Origin of the sequence: Micromonospora sp. WMMC273 (assembly GCF_027460285.1) — a bacterium.
Taxonomy (GTDB): domain Bacteria; phylum Actinomycetota; class Actinomycetes; order Mycobacteriales; family Micromonosporaceae; genus Micromonospora; species Micromonospora aurantiaca.
In genome coordinates this window covers 3,592,903-3,617,021 of the sequence record NZ_JAPZBE010000001.1, presented here as the reverse complement: position 1 = coordinate 3,617,021, position 24,119 = coordinate 3,592,903, and the positions used below count along the sequence as shown (strand labels likewise).

The window sequence follows — 24,119 nt, the reverse complement described above, 5'->3', positions numbered from 1 at the left end:
ACCGCCGCTGCGGCGGTCCCCCGAGTCCGGTGCCGGCGCATCAGGCCACGGCCTCCAGGCCGGCGCGCGCGACCTCCATGTCCTGCGTGTAGTGGCCGCCGCTGACCCCGATGCCGCCGATCACCGCGCCGTCGGCGGTGATCGGGTAGCCGCCGCCGAAGACGACGAGCCGGTCGATGCCGGTGGTCGCACCGGTGGCCAGCGGCGCGTCGTCCTTGATGAAGTCGTACCAGCCGTCGGTGGGCATGCCGAAGCCCGCCGCCGTGTACGCCTTGTCCTGCGCGACCTGCACCGACAGCAGCGCGGCGCCGTCCATCCGGGCGAACGCCTTCAGCACGCCGCTCTCGTCGACGACGGCGATGACGCAGGGCAGTGTCATCTGCTCGGCCTTGGCGATCGCGGCGGCGAGGATCCGCTGGGCGGCGCCGATCGTGACCGACGTCTTGGTGAAGTTGTCCATGAGAGGTTCCTTCCGTGGTGGTGGGTGGGGTGGGCCAGGGCTCAGACGACGCCCGCGGCGCGCAGGCGGGAGATCTCGTCGCCGTCGAGTCCGGCGACGTCGCGGAGCACCTCGTCGGTGTGTTCGCCCAGCTCGGGCCCGACCCGGCGGATGCCGCCGGGCGTCGCGGTCAGCTTCGGCACGACGTTCTGCATCGGGAACTCGCCGAGGTCCGGGTGCTCCAGCCGGACGATCGCCTCCCGGGCGGTGAAGTGCGGGTCGGTGAGCATCTCCTTGGCGGTGTAGATCCGGCCGGCGGGGACGCCGTGGCGGTGCAGCAGTTCCAGCAGTTCGTCCCCGGCGTATCCGGCGCACCACTTGGCGATCAGCTCGTCCAGCTCGCGCTGGTGCCGGCCGCGGTCGGTGTGGCCGGTGAACCGCGGGTCGGTGGCCAGTTCCGGCTGCGCCATCGCCTCGGCCAGCCGCCGGAACACGGTGTCCTGGTTCGCAGCGATCACCACCATGCCGCCGTCGGAGGCGACGTAGACGTTGCTCGGCGCGATGTTCGGCAGGATCGAGCCGGTGCGTTCCCGGATGTAGCCGCCGATCGCGTACTCCGGCACCAGCGACTCCATCAGCGCGAGCACCGACTCGTAGATGGCGCTGTCGACGATCTGGCCCCGGCCGGTCGCCTCGGCCACCCGCAGCGCGCCCATCGCGCCGACGGCGGCGAACGTGCCGGCCAGCGAGTCGCCGATGCTGATGCCGACCCGGCTGGGCAGCGACTCGGGGTCACCAGTGGTGTAGCGGATGCCGCCCATCGCCTCGCCGATCGAGCCGTACCCGGCGCGTTCGGCGTACGGTCCGGACTGCCCGTACGCCGACACCCGCACGATCACCAGCCGCGGGTTGATGTCCCACAGCACGTCCGGGCCGACGCCCCAGCGCTCCAGCGTGCCGGGCCGGAAGTTCTCCACCAGGACGTCGGCCTCGGCGGCGAGCCGGCGCAGCACCTCCTGCCCCTCCGGGACGCGCAGGTTGAGGGTGACCGAGCGCTTGTTGCGGCCGAGCACCGGGAACCACAGCGACTTGCCGTACGGGCGCTCGCGTCCCCACTCGCGCATCGGGTCGCCCCGGCCCGGCTCCTCCAGTTTGATCACGTCGGCGCCCAGGTCGCCGAGGATCTGGCCGCAGAACGGCCCGGCCAGCAGGACCCCGGCTTCGATCACGCGCAAGCCGGACAGCGGGCCGCGGGCATAGTCGTTCATGTCGTCCCTGTTCTCTCGTCGGTCGTTCCGGTGGTGCGGGTGGAGGTCAGGCCGGCACGGTGTGCGGCCGGGCCTCCGGCTCGGGTTCCGGCGCGGGGGAGTGCCGCTGGGTGCGCTGGCGGATCCAGCCGAGCGACACCGCGCCGAGCAGCGTGACGCCGAGCAGGATGTCGCCCAGCGGCAACGGCATGCCGCGCAGCCGGAAGATGTTCAGCACGATGCTCAGCGAGAGCAGGCTCAGGAACGCCGTGATCGGGTTCCCGTGCCCGCCGCCGGCCAGCCGGAACCCGGCGATCAGCAGCGCGCCGTAGACGTACAGTTCGGTGCCCTCGCCGAGGGTGACGGCCGAGGCGCCGGTGCGCATCACCTGGATGCAGCCGGCGACCGCCGCGGCGGTGCTGGTCAGCACGAACAGCGCCAGCCGGACCCGGCCGGCCCGGATGCCGGCGCGGGCGGCGACCACCTCGTCGCCGCCGGTGGCGCGCAGGTGGGTTCCCCAGCGGGACCGGCGGACCAGCGCGCCGCACACCAGGGCGAGCCCCAGCACCACCAGGACCGGAACCGGCAGCGGCCCGATCGTGGTCTTCAGCGCGGTGCTGAGTTCCGGGGTGTACGCGGCCACCGAGCTGCCGTCGCTGATCACCTTCGCGAGGCCGCGGGCGGCGACGAGCATGCCCAGCGTGGCGATCAGCGGCCAGACGCCGAACACCAGCGCGAGGCCGCCGTTCGTGAGTCCGGCCAGCAGCCCGGTGCCGAGAGCGGCGAGCACGCCGATCTGCCACGAGCCGGAGACGGTGTAGACGGTGGCGTAGACGACGGCGCCGAGGCCGAGGACCGAGCCCACGCTCAGGTCGGCGACGCCGCCGGTCATCGCCAGGCTCGCCGCGAGCAGGACGATCGCCGGGGCGAGCAGGTCGCCGAGCATGCTGGAGATGTTGGCGCGGGTGGCGAAGTCGGGCGCGAAGCTCAGCGCGGCGGCCACGGCGACCACGAACAGCAGCACGCTCGTGGTGGACGGGCGGCTGAGCAGCGCGGTCCATCCGGGCCGGGTACCGGTGGTCGTCACGGTGCGCTCCTGACGCTGTTGACGGCGAGCGCGACCGCGAGCACGACTCCCTCGACGACCGGCTGCCAGCTGGACGAGACGCCCCAGGTGACGATCGCTGTGGGCAGCGTGTTGAGCAGCAGCAGCGCGGCGGCGACGCCGAGGAAGCTGCCCCGGCCGCCGGTGAGCGCCATCCCGCCGAGCAGCAGGATCGAGATCACCCGGAACTCGGTACCGGGGGTCAGCGTGGACTGGACGATGTCGCCCTGGGACGCGAGGACCAGCCCGGCCAGGCCGGCGACCAGGCCGCAGAACACCAGCGCGCCGGCCTGGATCCGGTCCGGCCGCAGCCCGCGCACGAGCGCGGCCTGCCGGTTGCCGCCGACCGCGACGAGGTGCCGGCCCAGGCGGGTGCGGCCGGCCACGAACGCGACGGCGGCGAGCAGCACCACCATGACCCAGAAGACCCGGGGTACGCCGAACAGGTCGCCGGCGACGTGCCGGCGCAGGAAGCTGTCGCGCGGGATCGGCACGAACTCGATGAACAGCCGGGTGGTGCCGCTGACCAGGAACATCGTGCCGAGGGTGGCGACGATGGGGTGGATGCGCACGCGCACGATCAGCACCGCGTTGACGACGCCGATGAGCGTGCCGAACACCAGCGCCGCGACCAGCACGAGGGCGAACGGCGCGCCGTCGGTCAGCAGTTGGGCGGCGATCAGCGCGGCGGCCACCGCCGTCACGCCGACGGACAGGTCGAACTCGGCGCCGCTGAGCATCACCAGGCTGACGCCGACGACCAGGACGCCGATGAACGCCATGTTGAAGGCCACCGCGATGACGGTCTGGTGGGACAGGAAGGCCGGCGACTTCACGGCGGTGGCCAGCACCAGCGCCACCCAGAGCACGGCCAGGGCGAGTGTGGCGCCGTGGCGGCGGAGCACGGGAAGACCCGTGCTCCGCCGGACGGCTGCCTGCGGGGCAGACACGGACATGGTCAGGTGCTCACTTGCCGAGCCCGTACGTCTCGGTGCCCGCGGGACAGTACTGCTCGGCGGCAGACTTGGCCGGGGCGTCCTTGGCGTAGAGCGCGTCGATCCGCTCCTTGAGCGGCGGGATGGACGACACGGCGTCCTTCGGGAACGCGCAGACCGGGTTGAACAGCGCGTTCGGATCCTTCGGCGAGTCGACCACGGGGATCTTCTCGCCGCCGACCATCCGGTCGAGGATCGTGTAGATCTGCTTGGCGTAGCCCTCGTACCAGAACGCGGTCGAGCCGCCGAGTCCCGGCGTGTCGACACCGAACAGCATGAGGTCGGCGCCGAGGCCGTAGCCGTAGATCTCACCGGCGCGGCTGAGCTGCTCCGCGGCGTTGATGGTGCCGATGATCATGTTGTCGTTGCCGCCGAGCGCCAGGATCTTCTTCGCGTCGGGCTTGGAGACCAGGATGTCGCGGGCGACGCCCTGGGCGCCGTCCGGCGTCGTCGGCGAGTTGCGCCGGGTGATGACGCCGTCGATGTCCGGGCAGACCTCCTTGAGTCCCTTGAGGATGCCCTCGGTGCGCAGCAGCGCCACGTCACCGGACTCCTCGTTCTCCAGCACCGTCACGAGGTCCGGCTTGCAGCCCCACTTCTCCTTCGCGTACGTCCCGCCGGCCCGGCCGGACAGCCGTCCCGACTCGACGTTGTTGATCCCGAAGAAGTGCGCGCCCGGGTGGGCGATGTCGATCGCGATGACCGGGATGCCGGCCTTGTTGAAGATGTCCATGATCTGCGGCGCGACCTTGCCATCGCCCTGGAACTCCACGACGTGGGTGACGCCGCGGGAGACCATGGTCTCGGCGTTCGCCACCGCGGTCGGCCCGTCCCGGTCGTTGTTGAGCACGAGGATCTCCCACCCGCGCTTCTCGGCCTCCTTGCGCATGCCGACGTCGATGGCCCCGAGCACGGGGCTGGCCGGCTCGGCGAAGTTGGCGAACCCGATCCGGACGTCCTTGGCCTCCAGCGCCTTGCCCTCCGCGGGGGCCGCCGGGGCGGCCCCCTCGGTGGAACAGGCCGTCGCCGTCATGCCCAGCGCGACGACGAGCGCGGCGCTCGCGAACGATCTGCGTCTCACTCTGATCCCTTCTCTCGGGCTTGCTTCGGCCGGTGTGGCCGGTGTCATGACTCGGGCACCGGCACGGCGGGCGCCGCACCGGTGATCAGGGCGACGATGTCGCCGGAGGACGCCTCGGCGGTGGTCAGCTCGCCGGCAGTGCGTCCCTGTCGCATGACCGTGACCCGGTCCGCGACGCGGAAGACGTGTTCGAGGTTGTGTGAGATCATCAACACCGCGACGTCCTGCTGCTTGAGCGCGGTGATGATCTCCAGGACGTGCCCGGACTCGGTGACGCCGAGCGCCGCGGTCGGCTCGTCGAGCATCACGATGTTGCGGCCCCACATGGTCGCCCGCGCGACGGCGAGCGCCTGGCGCTGTCCGCCGGACATCGAGGACACGTGCGAGGACAGCGAGGGCAGCCGGGCACCGATGCGGTCGACGGCCTGCTGCGTCCGCTCCGCCATCGCGCGGCGGTCCACCAGGCGCAGCAGCCGGGACATCGGGCCGCGGCCCAGTGGTTCCCGGCCCAGGAAGACGTTCTCCGCCGCGCTCATCGAGTCGATCAGCGACAGGTCCTGGTAGACGGTCTCGATGCCGGCGTCGAGCGCGTCGGCGGGACCGGCGAAGCGGCGGGGCGCGCCGTCGACCAGGATCTCGCCGCGGTCCGGCGTGACCACGCCGGCGAGCGTCTTCACCAGCGTCGACTTGCCGGCGCCGTTGTCGCCCATCAGCGCCATGACCTCGCCCCGCCGCAACGTCAGCGACGCGTCGCGCAGGGCCCGTACGGCACCGAAGCTGCGGGCGATGCCGCGCGCCTGCAGGACCGGTGTGGTGGTGGGGGATGGGACCTCGTCCCGGCGGCGCTCGACGTCCCCGGTACGAGAGACTGCCGCTGCCTGCTCTGTCATGGCGAGAGAGTCAAGCAATGTATGCAATCACTGTCAAGGATCTGCGGCAGGCCAATGGCCGCAGCGCTCACCGTCGAGTCGTATTCGACCCGACGTGTCGAGAAAATCGGGAAAACTCCGAGGTGAGGATGCCGGTGGAGGTGCGGGCTCGCCCCATGCACCGACGACGAGACCGTCTTGACCGCTCCGACCTGCGCCCCTATGTTGTGTACATTCTCGGGCCGATGGTGGCCGCGATCACATGCCGCGCACTGCCGCGACGGGCGGCCGGTGCGGTGACCGGCCGCGCCCGTCCACCGCTCGTCACGCTCCCGTCGACAGGAGAACGGAGTTGACATGATCAATGGGATGGTCGTGGTGGACGGTGTCGTCCACGGGTACGACTTCCGGCCCGGGAACCGGGCGCCGCACTGCTCCCAGGCCGCGTACGACGGCATGGTGAACGCGCTGTACCGCATCGGCCACACCTCGGTCGAGTCGCCGGCGCCCGGCTACCTCATGACGCGGGACGAGTTCACCGCCGGCTGGACCGCCGAGGAGCTGGCGGACATCGTGTTCGTGGAGAGCGCCGTCGATGTGATGATCTACCACGGCGTGGAGATCGACGGGTTCTTCGACGGCGGCGCCTCGCCGTACGAGCTGGGCCGCGAGCTGAAGCGGCGGTACCCGGACCGGGTGCTGCTGTTCGCGCCGGTGGACCCGCTGCGCGGTCCCGCCGAGCTGGACCTGATGCAGCAGCGCGCCGAAGAGGACGACATCGACGGGTTCAAGTTCTATCCGACGAACGGGCTGATCGACCCGGAGGTGAACTCCTCGAAGCTGATGCTGCTCGACGACCGCGAGCTGGCGTTCCCCTACCTGCAGAAGGCGCTCGACCTCGGCGTCCGGCACATCGGCGCGCACAAGGCGGTGCCGGCCGGAGCCGGTCCGCGGGTGCTCAACCACGTCGACGACGTGACCTGCGCGGCGATCGCCTTCCCGGACCTGACGTTCGAGGTGGTGCACAGCGGCTGGGCGTTCCTGGAGGACTGCGCGCTGCAACTGCGGACGCACCCGAACATCTGGGCGACGATCGAGTCGGTGTCGAACATGATCGTGCGCAAGCCGCGCCGGTTCGCCGAGATCGTCGGCATGCTCATGGTGCACGGCGGCACGGATCGCATCATGTTCGCCACCGGCGTGCCGTCCGCGCACCCGCAGCCGATCATCGAGGCGCTGACGGCGTTCGAGATGCCCCGGGACCTGGTCGAGGGGTGGGGCTTCCCGGAGTTCACCCCGGAGGTGCTCGCCAAGCTGATGGGCGGCAACGCGCTGCGCCTGCACGGCCTGGACGAGAGCGCGGTCCGCGCGGCGGTCGCCGGGGACGACCTGGCCCGGCGTCGCGAGGACTACCTCGCGCACGCGCCCCGGCCCTGGGCGCTGCACCGGGAACGGCTGGCCGCGTGAACGGCGTCGACCCGGTCGCCGCCGACCTGCGGTCCCGGCTGCTGACCGCGTGCAACGCCGTGTACGACCCCTGCGGGCTGGGCGTCGGCCGGCGGGTGGGCATCGTCGACATGGGGCTGGTACGCGACGTGCGGGCGCACCGGGAGCCGGACGGCCGGCTGCGGGTGACGCTCGACCTGATCACCACCGGTCCGTTCTGCATGTACACGCCGTTCTTCGAGCAGAGCGTGCGCCGGGAGGTCGGACGGGTGGCGCCGGAGGTCGACGACGTCGAGGTCGAGTGGGGCGACAGCACCGGCTGGTCCGAGGCGCTGATGACCGAGCACGGCCGCGCGATCCTGCGCATCGGGCGTTCCGCAGCACCCGTCCGCTGACGCGTACCCCGAGAGCTCCACGTCGGAAAAATACAATTTCTCCGCCCGGTCGGGGCGAATGCGCCTCCCTCGTGGGCTGGCGAAACGCTCGCTAACAGGGCTTATGTTTCGGCATTGTGAACTATTGACTGTCGATGTTGATCGTGTTGGACTGCGATTGCATGCAACCCGAAGCGCCCGTCACGCGCCGGGTTCATTTTCGCCCCTCCCTGCGCCGATTCATCGATTCGCTTCTTTCGACGACTGCCACCCACCGAGGGAGTAGCACCGTGACACACACTTTCGGAGCCCGCCGGCTCCGCGCCGCCGCCGCCGCGTTCGGGGTGGCCGCCCTTCTGCTCACCACCGCCGCCTGCGGATCGGGTGAGGACAGCGCGGCCTCCGACACGCCCGCCGCGGTCAACGACGAATACACCGAGACGGCCCGCAAGCTGATCGCCGCCGGCACCGGCGGAATGCTCTACTTCGAGGGCAAGGAAGCCGACATCACCCTCGACAAGATCAAGGTCTACGAGGAGTGGTCCGGACCGACGACCTCGGTGAAGCCGCCGGCGAACGGCAAGCTCAACATCATCGTCTGCAAGATCGGCACCTCCTGCGAGGAGGTCGGCAAGCGCGCCACCGCCATCGCCGAGAAGCTCGGCTGGAGCGCCGAGATCCTGGACGGCCAGGGCACCCCGGAGGGCCACCAGAAGGCACTGGCCACCGCCGCCGCCAACAAGCCCACCGCCGTCATCACCGTCGCCATCCCGGAGAACCAGGTCGCCGACGGCATCGCCGAGCTGCAGAAGGCGAAGATCCCGGTGGTGGGCGTCTCCGCCGTCGCCGAGGGCGGCGCGGTCGGCTACGACGCGCACGTGTCCAGCCGGGAGACGTTCCAGGCGGTGCTGGCCACGGCGAAGGCCGTCGCCGACTCCAACGGCAAGGCCAAGGTCGTCTTCCTCTGGGACGTCGGCTACCCGCACCTGGTCGAGGCGCTCAACGCCAGCAAGCGCGTGCTCGCCGGCTGCACCGGCTGCGAGCTGCTGGAGGTCCGCGAGCGCACGCTGGCGCAGGCGGTCGACCCGATCGAGATGCAGAACATCACCACCTCGCTGATCCAGAAGCACGGCGACAACCTGCAGTACATCCTCACGCCGTACGGCAACGGGGTGGAGTCCGTCATCGCCGCCATCCGGGCCGCCGGGCGCAACGACATCAAGGTGCTGTCCAAGAACGCCGAGCCGGAGCGGCTGGGCAGCGTGGCCGCCGGTGACCAGCTCGCCGACTTCGGCGCCATCCGCGGCTGGAACGCCTACGCCGCCATCGACCAGGTCGGCCGGCTCGCCGCCGGTCAGCCCGCGCTGCCCGACGCCGAGCAGGGCATCCCGGCCACCGTCTTCGACAAGTCGAACGCGCCCAAGGACGGCGCTGTCGACTGGAACAGCTACGTGAACTACGCCGAGCGCTACGAGAAGATGTGGAGCGAAGCCCGATGAGTGCCGCCCCGGTGCTGGAGGCGGTGGGCGTCAGCAAGTCCTACGGGCGGGTACGCGCCGTCACCGACGTCTCCTTCGACGTACGCCCGGGCGAGATCCTGGGCGTCGTCGGGGACAACGGCGCCGGCAAGTCCACGCTGATGAGCATGGTCAGCGGTGCGCTGGCGCCGGACACGGGCCGCCTGCGGGTGGCCGGCCGGGACCTGACGCCGCACACCATCGGCGCGGCCCGGTCCGCCGGGATCGAGATGATCTACCAGGACCTCGGGCTCTCCGACAACCTGAGCATCGTCGAGAACGTCTTCCTCGGTCGCGAGTGGACCGGCGGCGTACGCGGCCTGCCGGTGCTGCGCAAGCGGGCGATGCGCGAGCGCACCCGCGCGGTGCTGGAGGAACTCGGCATCGACCTGCACGACATGAACGTGCTGGTCGAAGGGCTCTCCGGCGGGCAGCGGCAGATGGTCGCCATCGCCCGCGCGCTGGTCACCGAGAACGAGCCGCGCGTGATGGTGATGGACGAGCCGACCGCCGCGCTCGGCACCACCGAGTCCGACGGCGTCAACGCGCTGATCCGCCGGCTGCGCGACCGTGGTTACGCGGTCATCGTGATCAGCCACCGGATTCCGGAGATCCTGTCGATGGCCGACCGGCTGCTGGTGATGAAGGGCGGCCGCAACGTCTACCACGGCCCCACCGAAGGGCTCGACGTCGAACGGTGCGTGCAGCTGATCGTCGCCGGCACGCTCGCCACGGCGGGGGAGGCGGTCCGATGACCACCGCCACCACGCAGACGCCCCCGGGCGGCGGCCGGACCGTCGTCAAGCAGAGCGCCGACCGGTCCCGCGCCGGGGCCGGGGAGCGGGCGGTCGAGGGGGTGAGCCGGTTCGGGCTGCTCGGCATGCTCGTCCTGGTGATCGCGGTCTTCTCCGTGCTCACCCCGGACACCTACTTCACCACCACGAACTTCCGGCTGATCCTGGTCAACCAGACCGTGACGGTGATCGTGGCGATGGCCGCCACGCTGCCGCTGCTGGCGCACTACCTGGACGCGTCGGTCGGCCCGATGCTCGGCCTGGCGCAGGGCGTGAGCATCTGGCTGATCGCGGTGCAGGGCGTACCGATCTGGCTGGCCCTGCTGGCGGTGCTCGCCGTCGGCGTCGCCGTGGGCCTGCTCAACAGCCTGCTGGTGCTGAAGTTCGGCATGAGTTCGATCATCGCGACGCTCGCCGTGGGCAGCCTGCTGATGGGTCTGCTCTACATGGTCACCGGCGGCCGGGTGCTGTACCAGAACGTGCCGCCGGCGTTCACCGAGATCGCCCGCGGCGACCTGGGCGGCATCCCGCTGCCGCTGATCTACCTCGTGGTGCTGGTGCTGGCACTGGAGTTCATCGTCGTCTGGACACCGTTCGGGCAGCGGCTCTACGCGATGGACGGCAACCTGCGCGGCGCCGCCCGGGCCGGCATCGACGTCCGCAGCTACACCGTCCGCGCGTTCGTCGGCGCGGCGGTGCTCGCCTCGCTCGCCGGGGTGCTGCTGGCCTCGCGGATCGGCTCGGCCCAGCCCACGGTCGGCGAGCAGTTCCTGCTGCCCGCCTTCGCCGCCGCCTTCCTCGGCGCCGCCGCGCTGCGACCCGGCCGGGTCAACATCCTCGGCACCGTGATCGCCGCGTACTTCATCACCTTCACCATCGCCGGCCTGCAACACCTCGGCGCCGCGACCTGGATCGAGCGCGTCTTCAACGGCCTCGCCGTCATCGCCGGCGTCTCGGTCGCCGCCTGGTCGGTGCGGCGCCGCCGACAGCTCGCGGTCCGGCACGTCGAACGCCTGGAGCACGACACCACCCCGAAGGGACGTCCCACCCCATGAAGAACGGCTTCTTCGTCCTCGACAACGCCATCCACATGTACAAGCTCACCGACGAGAACATCGACTTCAACCACGGCGGGAAGAAGTCGACGAACGCGCTCGTCGAGTACGCCCGCAAGTACTCCGCCCCGGGCTACCCGTACGACGACATCTCCGGCCGCGAACTGTCCGTCGAGGACGCGTACCGGCTGATGTTCGAGGAGTCCGACACCGACATGGCGATGGCCCAGACGGTGCCCAGCCACGGCGGCTGGAAGCTGGGTTTCTCGCCGGCGGAGAACAACTACAAGCTCAAGGAGGCGTACCCGGACCGGGTGCTGTTCTGCGGCGGCGTCGACCCGATCACCCACGGCCGCTACGGCGCGGTGACCGAGATGATCCGGCAGATCGAGGAGTGGGGCGCCACCAGCTTCAAGTTCTACCAGGCGCACTCCGGCGGCCTGTCCTGGAAGATCGACGACCGGCAGGTCGCGTACCCGCTGTGGGAGACCGCCCTCGAACACGGCGTGACGAACGTGCAGTTCCACAAGGGGCTGGCGTTCAACACCCAGCACATCGCCGACCTGGCGCCGTACGACCTGGAACGCGCGGCGCAGGACTTCCCCGAGATGACGTTCATCGTGCACCACCTCGGTGAGCCGTTCATCAACGAGACGATCAACATCGCCGCCCGGTACGAGAACATCCACCTCGCGCTCACCGCCTGGATCAACCAGTACCCGGTCGCGCCCCGCGCCGCGCTGCACGCCATCGGCAAGTGCCTGCTGCACGTCGGCCCGGACCGGCTGCTGTGGGGCTCCGAGGCGTTCGTCTGGCCGAAGGTGCAGGCGTACATCGACCTGTTCGCCGAGATGCAGATGCCGGAGGACCTCCAGGACGGCTACGGCTACCCGGAGCTGACCGACGAGATCAAGGAGAAGATCTTCGGCCTGAACTTCGCCCGGGTGCTCGGCATCGACGTGAAGGCCAAGAAGAAGGAGCTGTACGGCAAGAGCGGCAAGAAGTCCGCGAAGAAGGGCCGCAAGGATGGGCGCTGACAAGACGGCGAAGGCCGCCGACCGCGCGCTCGACGGCAAGGTACGCCAGCTCGTCGAGGCGCACGGCGGCGGCGTCACAGTCGACGTGGACGCCCGCGGCGACGCCCGGGTGACGTTCCACGGCCGCTGCGCGGCCTGCCCGTCGGCGCCGGTCACCATGGGCTCGCTGGTCCGCCCGGCGCTGCTGAAGATCGAGGGTGTCCGCTCGGTGACCCGGGCGGGCGCGGTCTCCCGGTTCGCCGAGGCGCGCATCGAGAAGATGTTCGGACTGTCGGAGCCGGCCGGATGACCGGCGGCTTTCCCGACGGGCCGCTGACCGGCGTACGGGTGGTGGAGGCCGGCGTGCTGCTGGCCGGGCCGTTCTGCGCGCAACTGCTCGGTGACTTCGGCGCCGAGGTGATCAAGGTCGAGCAGCCCGACGGCGGTGACCCGATGCGGCAGTGGGGGCGGGAGAAGCCGCACGGCAAGTCGCTGTGGTTCCCGGTGGTGGCCCGCAACAAGAAGTCGGTCACCTGCAACCTGCGGGTGCCGGAGGGGCAGCAGCTCATGCGCGACCTGCTCGCCGACGCCGACGTGTTCGTGGAGAACTTCCGCCCCGGCACGCTGGAGCGCTGGGGGCTCGCGCCGGAGGAACTGCACCGGATCAACCCGAGGCTGGTCGTCGTGCGGGTCACCGCGTTCGGGCAGGACGGCCCGTACGCCTCCCGCGCCGGCTACGGCTCGATCGGCGAGGCGATGGGCGGGATCCGGCACGTCACCGGCGACCCGTCCACGCCGCCGAGCCGCATCGGCGTCAGCCTCGGCGACTCGCTGGCCGGCACGTTCGCCGCGCTCGGCGCCATGATGGCGTTGCGGGTGGCGGGCAGCACCGGCCAGGGGCAGGTGGTGGACAGTGCCATCTACGAGTCGGTGCTGGCGCTGATGGAGTCGCTCGTGCCGGAGTACGCGCTCACCGGCTACGTCAGGGAGCGGACCGGTTCGATCCTGCCCAACGTGGCACCCAGCAACGCGTACCCGACGCGCGACGGCGCCACGGTGCTGATCGCCGCGAACCAGGACACGGTGTTCCGCCGCCTGGCGGCGGTGATGGGCCGCCCGGACCTGGCCGACGACCCGCGGTACGCCACCCACGCCGCCCGCGGCGCGCACCAGGCCGAACTGGACGACCTGATCGCGGCGTGGACCGTCACGTTCGAGCCGGCCGCGCTGCTGCGGCTGCTGCATCTGGGCGGCGTACCCGCCGGGTCGGTCTACACCGCCCGGGAGATGCTGGCCGACGAGCACTTCGCCGCGCGCGAGGCGATCGTCGAACTCGACCACCCGGAGATGGGCGCGTTCCCGATGCAGAACGTCGCGCCCCGGCTGTCCCGCACGCCGGGCCGGCTGCGTTCGGTGGGCCCCCGGCTGGGCGAGCACACCGACGAGGTCCTGCGCCAGGTGCTGCGCCTGGCCGACGACCGGATCACCGAACTGCGCGCCGCCGGCGCGATCTGAGGAGGCAGTCATGGCGAAGAACCCGTACGTGGTGAAGAAGCGCTCGATCTCCGCGCCGGCCGCGCGGGCGATGGTGGCCGCCGCCGTCGCCCGGGCCGAGGAGATGGGCTTCGCGGTCACCGTCGCGGTGTGCGACGAGAGCGGCGTGCTCAAGGCGTACGAGCGGATGGACGGCGCGCCGCTGGTGAGCGTGCAGCTGGCGCAGGACAAGGCGTACACGGCAGTCGGTTTCGGGCTGAGCAGCGACGGCTGGTACGACTTCATCAAGGACGACGGCCCGCTGGCGATGGGCGCCCCGCCCGCGATCGACCGGCTGGTGACCTTCGGCGGCGGCTATCCGGTCAAGGTCGACGACGTGCTGGTCGGCGGCATCGGGGTCAGCGGCGGCCACTACACGCAGGACATGGAGGTCGCGCAGGCCGGACTGAAGGCGCTGTCTTGAGCGTCGAGATCGTCGAGGTCGGCCCCCGGGACGGCCTGCAGAACCACCCGGCGGAGCTGACCACCGGGCAGAAGGCCGAACTGGTACGCCGGGCCGTCGCGGCGGGCAGTCGGCGGGTCGAGGTGACGAGCTTCGTCAACCCGGCGAAGGTGCCGAAGCTCGCCGACGCCGACGCGCTGATGGCGCTGGTCCGTGACGAGCCGGGCCTGGCCTCGATCGGCCTGGTGATGAACGGACGCGGCCTGGACCGGGCCGTCGCCGCAGGCGTCACCGAGGTCAACTTCGTGGTGGTCGCCACCGACACGTTCTGCCGGCGCAACCAGGGCACGACCACCGCGGAGGCGGTCGCGGAGGTGCGGCGGCTGCTGCCCCGCGCCCGCGAGCAGGGGCTGCGCGCGTCGGTCACGGTCGGGGCCGCGTTCGGCTGCCCGTTCGAGGGGGAGACGCCGCCGGAGCGCGTGCTGCGCGTCGTCGACGACCTGGCACCGGTGGCACCGGACGAGGTGGCGCTCGCCGACACCATCGGCGTGGCCGTGCCGTCCCAGGTGGAGCGGCTGTTCACGGCCGTGCGCGAGCGCACCGGCGCGAGCCTGCGCGGGCACTTCCACAACACCCGCAACCTGGGCCTGGCCAACGTCCTGGCCGCCGTCGGGGCCGGGGCGCGGGCGATCGACGCCAGCGTCGGCGGTATCGGCGGCTGCCCGTTCGCCCCGGCCGCCACCGGCAACGTGGCCACCGAGGACGTGGTGTACGCGCTGGAACGCTCCGGGACACCGACCGGGGTGTCGCAGGAGGCCGCGATCGGCAACGCCAGGTGGCTGGGCGAGGTGTTCGGCGCCGAGCTGCCGGGCATGCTGAGCCGGGCCGGTGGGTTCCCGTGACCGGGCCGCTGGCCGGAGTGCGGGTGCTGGACCTGACCAGCACGTTCTCCGGTCCGTACTGCACGCTGATGCTGGCCGACCTGGGCGCCGAGGTGATCAAGGTGGAGCCGCCGGGCGGCGACATCGCCCGCCAGCTCGGCGCCGCCCGCACCCCCGGCATGGCGGCGGTGTTCCTCAACATGAACCGGGGCAAGAAGAGCGTCCTGCTGGACCTCAAGGCGCCCGCCGACCGGGCCGCGTTCGACCGGCTGGTGCCGACGGTGGACGTGCTTGTGCACAACATGCGCCCGGCCGCCGTGGCCCGGCTCGCGCTCACCTACGACGACGTACGCGCGCTGCATCCGGCGATCGTCTACTGCGCGATCCCCGGCTTCCGGGGCACCGGCCGGCACGCCGACCGGCCCGCGTACGACGACGTGATCCAGGGCGCCTCCGGGATCGCCCGGCTGCAGAGCGTCAACCAGGACCAGCCCGGGTACGTCGTCACGCCGCTCGCCGACAAGATCACCGGGCTCACCGCGTCCACCGCCGTGCTAGCCGCGCTGCGCCATCGCGACGCCACCGGCGAGGGGCAGCGCGTCGAGGTGCCGATGTACGACACGATGGTCGCCTTCGGCCTGCTCGAACAGCTCGACGGCTGGACGTTCGACCCACCCACCGGGCCGCCGCTCTACCCGCGTACCGCAGCGCCGAACCGCCGTCCGTACGCCACCGCCGACGGGCACCTGTGCGTGCTGATCTACACCGGCCGGCAGTGGGACCGGTTCCTCACCCTGGTCGGGCGCGCCGACCTGCTGCGCCACCCCGACTACGACACCGTCGGCAAGCGGATCGCCAACGCCGACGGGCTCTACCGGGTGGTGGCCGAGGTGCTGCGCGGGCGTACCACCGCCGAGTGGCTGGCGGAGCTGTCGGCGATCGACGTGCCGTGCGCGCCGCTGGCCGGCTACGAGGAGATCCTGCGCGCGGAGGAAGCGGCCGGGACCGGCCTGGTGTCGATCGTCGAGCACCCGGTGGCCGGGCGGCTGCGCAGCATCGCCTCGCCGATCGTCATGTCGGCCTCGCCGCTGCCGTCCGGCCGGCTCGCACCCACGCTCGGCGAGCACACCGACGAGGTGCTCGCCGGTGGCGGCACCGAGGGGGGAAGCGGATGAGGGGCAGGGTAGCGGTCGTCACCGGCGCCGGATCGGGGATCGGGCTCGCCGTGGCCCGGCGGCTGGCCGACGAGGGCGCCGAGGTGCTCTCCGCCGACCTGGACGTCTCCGCCTGCGTGGGCGTCCCGGTCACCGCCGACCTGGGCACCCCGGTCGGCGTCGCCGCCGTCGTGCGGGAGGTGACCAGCCGGTACGGCGGCGCGGACGTGCTCGTCAACAACGTGGCGCTCGCACCGTACCGGGACGCGTTCACCGACATCGACGACGCGGCCTGGCAGCGCACCTGGGACGTGAACGTGATGTCCTGCGTACGTCTGTGCCGCGCGCTCGTGCCGCTCATGGTCGAGCGGGGCGGCGGCAGCGTGGTCACCATCGGCTCCGAGGCGGCGCGGCACCCGAAGCCGCACATGCTCGACTACGCGGTCAGCAAGGCCGCGCTGCTCAGCCTCGCCAAGGGCCTCGCCCTGGAGTACGGCTCCCGGGGCGTGCGGGTGAACACCGTCGCGCCCGGCCCGACCCGGACCGCGACCATGCACGCCTACCTGGAGTCGGTCGCGCTCCGGCTCGGCATCGACGTCTCCGCCGCCGCCGACCACGTCGTGCACGAGCTGCGCCGGCTGCCGCTGGGCCGGATGAACGAGCCGGAGGACGTCGCCGAGGTGGTGCTGTTCCTCGCCGGCGACCGGGCCCGGCAGGTGACCGGCTCCGAGTACGCCGTCGACGGCGGTTCCACCGCGTCGATGTAGGTTCACCATCGGTGAACAGAGGGGGACGCATGGGCCGGGCCACGCAGTCGGCGTACGAGTCGATCAAGACGCGCATCCTCGGCGGGGCGTACGAGCCGGGGAAGAAGCTCTCCGAGGAGGATCTCGCCGCCGCGGTGGGGGTGAGCCGCACCCCGGTGCGGGAGGCGCTGCGCCGGCTGCACGCCGAGGGCCTGGTGGACTGGGAGGCCAACCGGGGCGCCACCGTCCCGGCCTGGCGGGAGCAGGACCTGGAGGAGATCTTCGAGCTGCGCGCCCTGCTGGAGGGGTACGGCGCCGAGCTGGCCGCGACCCGGATCACGCCGGAGGAGATCGCCCGGTTGCGCGAGCTGTGCGCCGAGATGGAGGGCTACGCGGCCGGTCAGCGGCGGGACCGGGCGGACCGGATCGCGGTCTGCAACGCGCAGTTCCACGAGATCATCCTGGGCGCCGGGCGGAACCGCCGGTTGAGCGCGCTGCTCGGGGCGGTGGTGCAGACGCCGCTGGTGAACCGTACGTTCCGCCGGTACGACGAGGCGGCGATGGCGCGCAGCATGTCGCACCACCGGGAGCTGATCGACGCGTTCGAGGCGCGCGACCGGGCCTGGGCCGGCTCGGTGATGCGGGCGCACATCCTGGCCGCCCGCGCCACCCTCGGCACGCCCTGACCCACGCCGGGCCGGGACACGTCGTACCCGTCGACGGTCCCCGGCCCGGCGTTCCGGGTCATCCGGCGGACGCCTCGGCGCGGCGTACCACCTCGGTGGCGGCGCGCACCACCGCCCGGTCCAGCAGCCGCCCGCCGGCGTCGGTGGCCACCCCGGAGCCGCCGCGTTCGGCCTGCTCCAGCGCCGCCAGCACGGCCCGGGCGGAGGCCACCTCGGCCTCGGTGGGGGTGAACACCTCGTTGATCGTCGCGATCTGCCCGGGGTGGATGGCGCTGCGGGCCCGGAAGCCCTGCCGCAGCAGCGCCCGGGTGGTCCGCTCCAGCCGTTCCGGGTCGCGCAGCGTGGTCTCCACCGGCCCCACCGCGGGGGCGATGCCGGCGGCCGCCGACGCGACGACGACCTGGGAGCGGATCGGGGCGAACTCCGCCCGGTCCGGCCCCGGCTGAAGCCCCAGCTCACCGGCGAGGTCCGCCTCGCCGAGGCCGAGCCGTAGCACCCGGGGCGCGGCGGCCACCCGCGGCGCGGTGAGCACGCCCCGGGCGGTCTCGATCAGCGCCACCACCCGGAACGCCGGGGCGTCCGGGCCGAGCCGCCGCTGCACCCGGGTCAGCGCGGCGTCGACCTCGGCGAGCAGTTCCGGCTCGGCCTTCGGCACCCACACCCCGGCCGCGGCGGGGGAGAGGACCTCGACGTCCGCCTCGACCTGGTCGCTGTTGATCCGCACCCACAGCTCGGGTGCGGACGGCGCGGCGGCGCCCAGGAACCCGGCGACCGTCTCCCGGGCCTGCGCCTTGCGGGCCGGCGTGACCGCGTCCTCCAGGTCGAGCACGAGCGCGTCCGCGCCCCGCCCGGCCGCCTTGTCCAGCAGGTCCGCCCGGTCGCCCGGCACGTACAGGTAACTGCGCGCCACCGCCATCAGTCGTTCCCCCTACCGCTGCGGGCGGGCGAGGTAGCGGCCGGCCGGCTCGCCGGTCACCTTGCCGTCGACGAGCACGTGCTGCCCGCGGACGAAGGTGTCGGTGACCCGGGCGGTGAGCTCGAAGCCCTCGAACGGCGTGTACTCCTGCGTCGACTCGGAGTCCTCGGCGCGCACCGTCCAGGTCGAGTCCGGGTCGACCAGGCAGATGTCGGCGTCGTAGCCCTGCAGCAGCGCGCCCTTGTTGCGCAGGCCGAAGCGCTGCGCCGGGTTCCACGAGGTCAGCTCCGCCACCCGCTGGTACGACAGACCGCGCCGGTTGCCCTCGGTGACCAGGCCGGGCAGCAGGTACTCGGCGCCGCCGAAGCCGGACTTGGCGACGAAGATGTCGTCGCGCGGCTCACCGAACTTGACCTCGTCCTTGCAGCAGGCGTGGTCGCTGACCACCCAGTCGATCTTGCCGTCCAGGACGTACCCCCAGAGCGCCTCGACGTCGGCGCGCGGGCGCAGCGGCGGGTTGACCTTGCCGCCCAGCCCGTGCGCGGTGTCGATGTCGGCGACCAGGTGGCCGATGGTCACCTCGCGGCGGAAGTCGATGTGCGGGAACGCCCGCGCCATCCGCAGCGCCGCGTCGACAGCCTTCTCCGAGGTCAGGTGCAGCAGGTTGATCTTCGGCAGACCGGTCTCGTGCGCCAGGTACGACGCGATCGACACGGCCAGTCCCTCGGAGTGCGGCGGCCGCGACGCGTGGTACGCCTCCAGCCCGCGCAGCGTGCCGTCCTGCTCGACCTGCTTGGTGTACGCGCTCATGATCTCGGCGGTCTCGCAGTGCAGCGACAGCGAGATCTCGTCGGCCAGCTCGGGGAAACGCTCCCGGGCCGCCTGGACGCCGCGCATCACGAACTCGAAGTGGGCGTAGTCGTACCGCTCGCCCTCCGGGATCATCAGGAACGAGTTCTGGTCGGTGGACCGGCCGTGCAGGCCGTGGCTGCCGTAGAACATGAAGATCTTGAACGAGGTGACCCCGTGCTCCTCCACCAGCGACGGCACCTCGCCGATGTGCTCCCGCGACATCGGCGCCAGGTGGAAGCCGTAGTCGATGTAGGAGCGGCCCTCGGTCGCGGCCAGGACCTCGGGGAAGAAGTCGGCGTACCGGCCGCCGCGGTTGAGGTAGTACTGCCCGGTGCGCATGTAGTTCAGCGCCGTGGTGACGCCGCCCTGCACCGACGCGCGGCTCTCCGAGACGGCGTCCTCGCTCAGCGGGTTGTAGATGCCCCAGTGCTGGTGCGCGTCCACCACGCCGGGGAAGGCGAGCCGGCCGCCGCCGTCGACGACCTGGGCGGCCTCCGCCCGGTCGATCTGCGGCGCGACGCGGCTGATCCGCCCGTCGGTGACGCCGATGTCCATCAGCTCGGGTTCGGGCCGGTCGTGCCGGACCACGCGGACGTTCGTCAGCAGCAGGTCGTACGTGCTCATGGTGTTGCTCCTCGTGCTCGGTTCAGCGGCGGTTGATCAGGCCCATCAGGCCGTGGACGTCGGGGGCCCGGTCCAGCCGGTGGACCTCCTCGGTGATGCGGTCGGCGGTCGCCGCCGGCAGGGCGGCGGCGTTGGTGCGGAACTTGACCGCCAGTTCGGCGTCGCTGAGCGGACGCTGCGGCCCGCCCCGGTTGGCGAGCACCTCCTGCACCCACTCCCGCCCGTCGCGGGTGACCACCCGCAGCACGGCCGGGAACTGGTGCGGGAAGATCGCGTCGCACCGCTCGTCGCCCACCACGTCGACAAGCGCCATCAGCGCCCGCCGCTGCGGGTCGTGCGCCAGGGCGTCGGTGAAGTCGGCGAGGTCCACGCCCAGACCGCCGCCGCCGATCAGGCCGGCGACCACCGCGTACGGGCCGCTGAACTGCGCCTCGTAGCCGGTCTGCGGCGCCCGCTTGCGCTCGATGGGCTGGCCGATGGTGCGCACCGTCGGCGTCGGCACGCCGAGCGTGATCGACTCGATCTCGTCCAGCGGCAACCCGCGCTCGCGCAGCGCGATCGCCGCGTCGATGGCGGCGTGGGTGAAGTGGTTCGCCGGGTACGGCTTGAAGAAGATGCCCGGTACCGCCCAGTCGGTGCCGAGCCCGCGGACGATCTCGTCGCCGTCGAACTCGCCGCGCAGGAACGCCTGAAAGAAGCCGAAGCGTCCCTCCAGCACGGTCGGCGGGCCGGTCACACCGTGCCGGGCCAGCTGCGCGGCGCTCACCGCCGCGTGCGCGGCCCAGCCGCAGTGGATCCGCTTGACGGTGCCGCCGTTGCGGTTGGACTCGATCAGACCGGCCGCCATCGAGGCGGACACCCCGAGCGCGTCGAGCGCGCCGTCGGCGTCCAGCTTCAGCAGCCGGGCCGCCGCCACCGCGCCGCCGAGCGTGCCGCAGATCGAGGTGGCGTGCTGCCCGTGCTCGAAGAAGACGGAGTTGCCGGCGGCCGGGTCGTACCCGGCCATGCCGAGCCGCACGCACACCTCCAGGCCCACCGCGATGGCCGCGACGGTCTCCTGCCCGGACGCACCGGACGCCTCGGCGGCGGCCAGCGCGGCCGGCACCACCGACGCGCTGGGGTGCAGCACCGACGGCAGGTGCGTGTCGTCGTAGTCGAGCGAGTGCGCCAGCACGCCGTTGGCGAACGCGGCCAGCGCCGCGGGTGCCTTCTCGTCCAGGCCGACGACGGTGGCCTGACCACGGCCGCCCTGCTCCTCGACGTAGGCGAGGGCCGCCTGGCTGGTCGGCAGCGGCCGGGCCGCCACGCAGAGCCCGAGCACGTCCAGGACGCGGGCCCGGACGCTGGCGACCACCTCGTCGGGCAGCGTCTCGGCGGCGGTGTCGGCGGCGAAGGTGGCCAGGTGGCGGCCCAGGGTCGGCTCAGCCACGGCTGATCACCGCCAGCGGGCGCACCGGGGAGCCGGTGGCGCCGTACAGCGGCAGCGGCGCCATGACGAAGGTGAACTCGTGCACCTCGTCGCGGGCCAGCTCCTCCAGCGCCATCGTCTCGATCAGGTAGATGCCGTGCTCCACCAGCAGGATCCGGTGCGCCGGCAGCGAGCTGTGGCCCTTGCCCGGGTGCAGGCACTCGAAGGCGATGGTGTCCGCGCCGGCGGCGTGCACCTGGCGCTGCGCCAGCCAGGTCGCGCCGTCCGCGCCGACCCCCGGCACGCCGGAGTCCTTGCCGATGTACTGGTTGCGGTCCTCGTGGTCGAACAGCCGGCCCCACCCGCTGCGGATGAGCACGACGTCACCGGCGCCCACCGGCGTGCCCTGCCGGGACTCCGCGGCGTCCAGGTCGGCGGGGGTGATCTCGTAGCCGGGCTCGCAGGCCTCCACGCCCAGCGCGGCGGGCACGTCCAGCAGCACGCCCCGGCGGACCATCGGCGCGACGGTGTGCACGCCCAGCTCGTCGAACCGGCCGCCGACCTGCGCGGCGGCGGCGTCGGCGCCGCCGTGCAGCCGGCCGTCCTGGGAGACGTGCGCGAGCGCGTCGACGTGCGTGCCGACGTGCGTGCCCATCACCAGCAGGTCGTTGGCGGCGGAGCCGCCGTCGGCGCGCACCATGTCGCCGTGGCGGCGCGGCAGGGTGAGCCCGAACGCCGGGTGGTTCGGTGACTGCGGCATGCCGACGGTCAGCCGCCGGCCCAGGTCGTAGATCGTGACACCGGCCTGCACGGCGTCGAGCAGGCGGTCGGCGGTTCTGGCTGTGGTGCCCACGGGGTTCCTCGCGTTTCGGCTGTCGGCGTCGTCAGGCGACGACGCCACGGGCTTTCAGGTCGGCGATCTCGGCCGGGTCGCAGCCGAGTTCCTCGACGAGCAGGGCGTCGGTGTCGGCGCCGGGGGAGCGGCCGGTGAACCGGATCCGGCCCGGCGTCTCCGACATCCGCCACATGACGTTGTGCATCCGCATCGGGCCGAGGTCCGGATCGTCGACCGTGGTGATCATCTCGGTGGCCCGGACGTGCGGGTCCTCGACGATGTCCCTGGCGCTGTAGACCGGTGCGACAGCGGCGCCGGCCTCGGCGAACGCCGCGGTCACCTCGTCGCGGGTGCGCTCGGCGATCCAGGACCCCACGTACTCGTCGAGCAGGTCCGCGTGCGCCACCCGCCCGACGCCGGTACGGAACCACGGCTCGTCGATCACCTCGGGGTGGCCCACCAGCCGCAGCACCCGCTCGGCGATGGCCTGGGCGCTGGTGGAGATCGCCACCCACGACCCGTCCTTGGTCTGGTACGTGTTGCGCGGCGCGTTGTTCGTCGAGCGGTTGCCCTGCCGCTGCTCCACCACGCCGAGCTGGTCGTAGACCGTGGGGCCGGGACCGACAGCGGTCATGATCGGCTCCAGCAGGCTCATGTCGACGACCTGGCCCCGGCCGCCGGAGCGCTCCCGGTGCCACAGCGCCATCATCACCGCCGACGAGGTGGCGATGCCGCAGATGCTGTCGGCCAGCCCGAACGCGGGCAGCGTGGGCGGGCCGTCGGCCGTACCGGTCAGGTGGGCGAAGCCGCTCATCGCCTCGGCCAGCGTGCCGAACCCGGCGCGGGAGGCGTACGGGCCGGTCTGCCCGAAACCGGTGATCCGGGCGATCACCAGACCGGGGTTGACCCGGTGCAGTTCCTCCGGGCCGACGCCCCAGCGCTCCAGCGTGCCCGGCCGGAAGTTCTCCACCAGCACGTCGGCCCGCTCGGCCAGCCGCAACAGCAGCGCCGCGCCCTCCGGCGCGGACAGGTTCAGCCCGACCAGCCGCTTGTTGCGGGAGATCTCCTTCCACCACAGGGGATGGCCGTCCTTGGCCTTGCCGTGGCCGCGCATGCTGTCACCCATGGTCGGGTGCTCGATCTTGATCACGTCGGCGCCGTAGTCGCCGAGGATCTGACAGCACAGCGGCCCGGCGAGGATCGTCGAGACGTCAAGCACCCGCAGGCCCGTCAGCGGTCCGTCACTCACCTGTTCCACCTCCCCAGTTCTGTTCCTGACCCGTCCGGCCGGCGACGCGCTGCGCCGGCGGCCGGAAACCCAGTTCGGCGGAGATCTCCGCCGCCGCCGCGGCGACCAGCGCGCCGTGCGCCGCGCACACCTCCGGGGTGAACCGGTTCTGCGGCCCGCACAGCGAGATCGAGCCGAACACCTGCCCGGTCGCGTACCGCACCGGCGCGGCCACGCTCCCCGCGCCGTTCTGCCGTTCGCCCATGCTCACCGCGTACCCCTGACGCCGGATCCGGGCCAGGTCGGCCCGCAGCTTGGCGGTGGAGGTGATGGTGGCCGGGGTGACCGCGTCCAGCGGGTGGTGACCGAGGTAGTCGTCGACCTCGGCGTCCGGCAGCGCGGCCAGGATCGCCTTCGACGACGACCCGGAGTGCAGCGCGTGGCTGGTGCCCAGGGACACCGACATCCGGACCTCGTGCGGCGAGAGCACCTGGTCGATGTAGACGCGCGACCAGCCCTGCCGCACCGACAGCGTGGCGGTCTCGCCGCTGTCGCGGACCAGCCGGACCAGGTACCGGCGCGCGATGTCCGGCACGTCCAGGGCACGCAGCGCGGCCAGGCCCACCGCCAGCGCGCCGGTGCCGAGGCGGTACCGCTTGGTCTCCTCGTTGAAGGTGAGGAAGTTGTCGGCCACCAGCTCCTTGAGGATGCGGTGCGCGACCGCCTTCGGCAGGCCCAGTTCCCGCGCGATCGTCGACACGCCGAGGGTCTCCGGTGCCCGTTCGGCGATGATGTTGACGATGTCGAGGGCGCGTCCCAGACCGGACCGGGTCCGGCCGGCGGTGCTCTCGACGACCGCTGTCGTGATCATCTCTGTTCCTCCACTGTCGACGTACGTGCGTGGGGTCGCCGGGC

At 72.1% G+C, this 24,119-nt stretch carries 25 protein-coding genes; 13 read left to right on the top strand and 12 right to left on the bottom strand.

The genetic code is table 11. The annotated features are described in order from the left end of the window. Positions 1 to 40: 40 nt before the first annotated feature. From O7611_RS16945 to O7611_RS16920, 6 genes are all read right to left on the bottom strand, one after another. Positions 41 to 460: a GlcG/HbpS family heme-binding protein gene (locus O7611_RS16945; protein WP_194799006.1), complete on the bottom strand. Its 420-nt coding sequence runs from the start codon at positions 458 to 460 to the stop codon at positions 41 to 43. 41 nt (positions 461 to 501) lie between these two features. Beyond that, complete coding sequence (locus tag O7611_RS16940) at positions 502 to 1,707, bottom strand: CaiB/BaiF CoA transferase family protein (RefSeq protein ID WP_194799007.1); 1,206 nt, start codon at positions 1,705 to 1,707, stop codon at positions 502 to 504. Between the two features lie 46 nt (positions 1,708 to 1,753). Continuing rightward, positions 1,754 to 2,773, bottom strand: a complete 1,020-nt coding sequence (locus O7611_RS16935) for an ABC transporter permease (RefSeq protein WP_194799008.1) — start codon at positions 2,771 to 2,773, stop codon at positions 1,754 to 1,756. Continuing rightward, positions 2,770 to 3,696, bottom strand: coding sequence for an ABC transporter permease (locus tag O7611_RS16930; protein ID WP_194799009.1), 927 nt, complete (start codon positions 3,694 to 3,696; stop codon positions 2,770 to 2,772). The genes O7611_RS16935 and O7611_RS16930 overlap by 4 nt, the downstream gene beginning before the upstream one ends. A gap of 61 nt (positions 3,697 to 3,757) precedes the next feature. Continuing rightward, the gene (locus tag O7611_RS16925) at positions 3,758 to 4,867 is read right to left on the bottom strand and encodes a sugar ABC transporter substrate-binding protein (protein WP_194799010.1); all 1,110 of its coding nucleotides are present in this window, start codon (positions 4,865 to 4,867) and stop codon (positions 3,758 to 3,760) included. A gap of 44 nt (positions 4,868 to 4,911) precedes the next feature. Further along, positions 4,912 to 5,757, bottom strand: coding sequence for an ATP-binding cassette domain-containing protein (locus O7611_RS16920; RefSeq protein WP_194799011.1), 846 nt, complete (start codon positions 5,755 to 5,757; stop codon positions 4,912 to 4,914). 336 nt (positions 5,758 to 6,093) lie between these two features. Here O7611_RS16920 and O7611_RS16915 point away from each other — a divergent pair, with 336 nt between their 5' ends. The 13 genes from O7611_RS16915 (at position 6,094) to O7611_RS16855 (ending at position 17,341) form a co-directional block, all read left to right on the top strand. After that, positions 6,094 to 7,203 (top strand): amidohydrolase family protein, encoded by a 1,110-nt coding sequence (locus O7611_RS16915; protein ID WP_269697195.1) that lies wholly within the window; start codon positions 6,094 to 6,096, stop codon positions 7,201 to 7,203. Beyond that, the gene (locus tag O7611_RS16910) at positions 7,200 to 7,577 is read left to right on the top strand and encodes a metal-sulfur cluster assembly factor (RefSeq protein ID WP_194799013.1); all 378 of its coding nucleotides are present in this window, start codon (positions 7,200 to 7,202) and stop codon (positions 7,575 to 7,577) included. Before O7611_RS16915 ends, O7611_RS16910 begins: the two co-directional genes overlap by 4 nt. Positions 7,578 to 7,846: 269 nt before the next feature. Then, positions 7,847 to 9,055: a substrate-binding domain-containing protein gene (locus O7611_RS16905; RefSeq protein WP_269697194.1), complete on the top strand. Its 1,209-nt coding sequence runs from the start codon at positions 7,847 to 7,849 to the stop codon at positions 9,053 to 9,055. After that, positions 9,052 to 9,828 (top strand): ATP-binding cassette domain-containing protein, encoded by a 777-nt coding sequence (locus tag O7611_RS16900; protein WP_194799015.1) that lies wholly within the window; start codon positions 9,052 to 9,054, stop codon positions 9,826 to 9,828. Before O7611_RS16905 ends, O7611_RS16900 begins: the two co-directional genes overlap by 4 nt. Beyond that, positions 9,825 to 10,922 (top strand): ABC transporter permease, encoded by a 1,098-nt coding sequence (locus tag O7611_RS16895; protein WP_194799016.1) that lies wholly within the window; start codon positions 9,825 to 9,827, stop codon positions 10,920 to 10,922. Before O7611_RS16900 ends, O7611_RS16895 begins: the two co-directional genes overlap by 4 nt. Next, a complete protein-coding gene (locus O7611_RS16890; protein ID WP_151498808.1) occupies positions 10,919 to 11,959 on the top strand; it encodes an amidohydrolase family protein in 1,041 nt (346 codons plus the stop codon). Before O7611_RS16895 ends, O7611_RS16890 begins: the two co-directional genes overlap by 4 nt. Further along, entirely contained in the window at positions 11,949 to 12,248 is a 300-nt protein-coding gene (locus O7611_RS16885; RefSeq protein ID WP_194799017.1) for a NifU family protein, read from the top strand. The genes O7611_RS16890 and O7611_RS16885 overlap by 11 nt, the downstream gene beginning before the upstream one ends. Further along, positions 12,245 to 13,453, top strand: coding sequence for a CaiB/BaiF CoA transferase family protein (locus O7611_RS16880; RefSeq protein ID WP_194799018.1), 1,209 nt, complete (start codon positions 12,245 to 12,247; stop codon positions 13,451 to 13,453). The genes O7611_RS16885 and O7611_RS16880 overlap by 4 nt, the downstream gene beginning before the upstream one ends. Before the next feature lie 10 nt (positions 13,454 to 13,463). Further along, complete coding sequence (locus O7611_RS16875; protein WP_013286908.1) at positions 13,464 to 13,895, top strand: GlcG/HbpS family heme-binding protein; 432 nt, start codon at positions 13,464 to 13,466, stop codon at positions 13,893 to 13,895. After that, entirely contained in the window at positions 13,892 to 14,776 is an 885-nt protein-coding gene (locus tag O7611_RS16870; protein WP_194799019.1) for a hydroxymethylglutaryl-CoA lyase, read from the top strand. Before O7611_RS16875 ends, O7611_RS16870 begins: the two co-directional genes overlap by 4 nt. Continuing rightward, positions 14,773 to 15,930 (top strand): CaiB/BaiF CoA transferase family protein, encoded by a 1,158-nt coding sequence (locus O7611_RS16865; RefSeq protein ID WP_269697193.1) that lies wholly within the window; start codon positions 14,773 to 14,775, stop codon positions 15,928 to 15,930. The genes O7611_RS16870 and O7611_RS16865 overlap by 4 nt, the downstream gene beginning before the upstream one ends. Beyond that, positions 15,927 to 16,676: an SDR family NAD(P)-dependent oxidoreductase gene (locus O7611_RS16860; RefSeq protein ID WP_269697192.1), complete on the top strand. Its 750-nt coding sequence runs from the start codon at positions 15,927 to 15,929 to the stop codon at positions 16,674 to 16,676. The genes O7611_RS16865 and O7611_RS16860 overlap by 4 nt, the downstream gene beginning before the upstream one ends. Positions 16,677 to 16,705: 29 nt before the next feature. Then, positions 16,706 to 17,341 carry a GntR family transcriptional regulator gene (locus O7611_RS16855; RefSeq protein WP_013286904.1) on the top strand — a complete coding sequence of 212 codons (636 nt, stop codon included), beginning with the start codon at positions 16,706 to 16,708 and terminating at the stop codon, positions 17,339 to 17,341. A 58-nt stretch (positions 17,342 to 17,399) separates the two neighbouring features. Here the strand turns inward: O7611_RS16855 and O7611_RS16850 are convergent, their stop codons facing one another. From O7611_RS16850 to O7611_RS16825, 6 genes are read right to left on the bottom strand one after another with little or no spacing between them, the layout of a single operon-like run. Next, positions 17,400 to 18,257: an HpcH/HpaI aldolase/citrate lyase family protein gene (locus O7611_RS16850; RefSeq protein WP_228531439.1), complete on the bottom strand. Its 858-nt coding sequence runs from the start codon at positions 18,255 to 18,257 to the stop codon at positions 17,400 to 17,402. Between the two features lie 12 nt (positions 18,258 to 18,269). Continuing rightward, positions 18,270 to 19,733 (bottom strand): dihydroorotase, encoded by a 1,464-nt coding sequence (locus O7611_RS16845; protein WP_194799022.1) that lies wholly within the window; start codon positions 19,731 to 19,733, stop codon positions 18,270 to 18,272. A gap of 22 nt (positions 19,734 to 19,755) precedes the next feature. Further along, positions 19,756 to 21,162, bottom strand: coding sequence for an MmgE/PrpD family protein (locus O7611_RS16840; RefSeq protein ID WP_194799023.1), 1,407 nt, complete (start codon positions 21,160 to 21,162; stop codon positions 19,756 to 19,758). Further along, positions 21,155 to 21,994, bottom strand: a complete 840-nt coding sequence (locus tag O7611_RS16835; RefSeq protein ID WP_194799024.1) for a cyclase family protein — start codon at positions 21,992 to 21,994, stop codon at positions 21,155 to 21,157. The genes O7611_RS16840 and O7611_RS16835 overlap by 8 nt, the downstream gene beginning before the upstream one ends. A gap of 31 nt (positions 21,995 to 22,025) precedes the next feature. After that, positions 22,026 to 23,225: a CaiB/BaiF CoA transferase family protein gene (locus O7611_RS16830; RefSeq protein ID WP_194799025.1), complete on the bottom strand. Its 1,200-nt coding sequence runs from the start codon at positions 23,223 to 23,225 to the stop codon at positions 22,026 to 22,028. Beyond that, the gene (locus O7611_RS16825) at positions 23,218 to 24,075 is read right to left on the bottom strand and encodes an IclR family transcriptional regulator (RefSeq protein ID WP_135240658.1); all 858 of its coding nucleotides are present in this window, start codon (positions 24,073 to 24,075) and stop codon (positions 23,218 to 23,220) included. The genes O7611_RS16830 and O7611_RS16825 overlap by 8 nt, the downstream gene beginning before the upstream one ends. Between the last annotated feature and the right edge of the window lie 44 nt (positions 24,076 to 24,119).

What these genes read in the sequence shown, in the direction of transcription:
- O7611_RS16945 (WP_194799006.1), bottom strand. Translation starts at nt 460, where the DNA reads ATGGACAACTTCACCAAGACGTCGGTCACGATCGGCGCCGCCCAGCGG.
- O7611_RS16940 (WP_194799007.1), bottom strand. Translation starts at nt 1,707, where the DNA reads ATGAACGACTATGCCCGCGGCCCGCTGTCCGGCTTGCGCGTGATCGAA.
- O7611_RS16920 (WP_194799011.1), bottom strand. Translation starts at nt 5,757, where the DNA reads ATGACAGAGCAGGCAGCGGCAGTCTCTCGTACCGGGGACGTCGAGCGC.
- O7611_RS16915 (WP_269697195.1), top strand. Translation starts at nt 6,094, where the DNA reads ATGATCAATGGGATGGTCGTGGTGGACGGTGTCGTCCACGGGTACGAC.
- O7611_RS16900 (WP_194799015.1), top strand. Translation starts at nt 9,052, where the DNA reads ATGAGTGCCGCCCCGGTGCTGGAGGCGGTGGGCGTCAGCAAGTCCTAC.
- O7611_RS16895 (WP_194799016.1), top strand. Translation starts at nt 9,825, where the DNA reads ATGACCACCGCCACCACGCAGACGCCCCCGGGCGGCGGCCGGACCGTC.
- O7611_RS16890 (WP_151498808.1), top strand. Translation starts at nt 10,919, where the DNA reads ATGAAGAACGGCTTCTTCGTCCTCGACAACGCCATCCACATGTACAAG.
- O7611_RS16885 (WP_194799017.1), top strand. Translation starts at nt 11,949, where the DNA reads ATGGGCGCTGACAAGACGGCGAAGGCCGCCGACCGCGCGCTCGACGGC.
- O7611_RS16880 (WP_194799018.1), top strand. Translation starts at nt 12,245, where the DNA reads ATGACCGGCGGCTTTCCCGACGGGCCGCTGACCGGCGTACGGGTGGTG.
- O7611_RS16875 (WP_013286908.1), top strand. Translation starts at nt 13,464, where the DNA reads ATGGCGAAGAACCCGTACGTGGTGAAGAAGCGCTCGATCTCCGCGCCG.
- O7611_RS16860 (WP_269697192.1), top strand. Translation starts at nt 15,927, where the DNA reads ATGAGGGGCAGGGTAGCGGTCGTCACCGGCGCCGGATCGGGGATCGGG.
- O7611_RS16855 (WP_013286904.1), top strand. Translation starts at nt 16,706, where the DNA reads ATGGGCCGGGCCACGCAGTCGGCGTACGAGTCGATCAAGACGCGCATC.
- O7611_RS16850 (WP_228531439.1), bottom strand. Translation starts at nt 18,257, where the DNA reads ATGGCGGTGGCGCGCAGTTACCTGTACGTGCCGGGCGACCGGGCGGAC.
- O7611_RS16845 (WP_194799022.1), bottom strand. Translation starts at nt 19,733, where the DNA reads ATGAGCACGTACGACCTGCTGCTGACGAACGTCCGCGTGGTCCGGCAC.
- O7611_RS16825 (WP_135240658.1), bottom strand. Translation starts at nt 24,075, where the DNA reads ATGATCACGACAGCGGTCGTCGAGAGCACCGCCGGCCGGACCCGGTCC.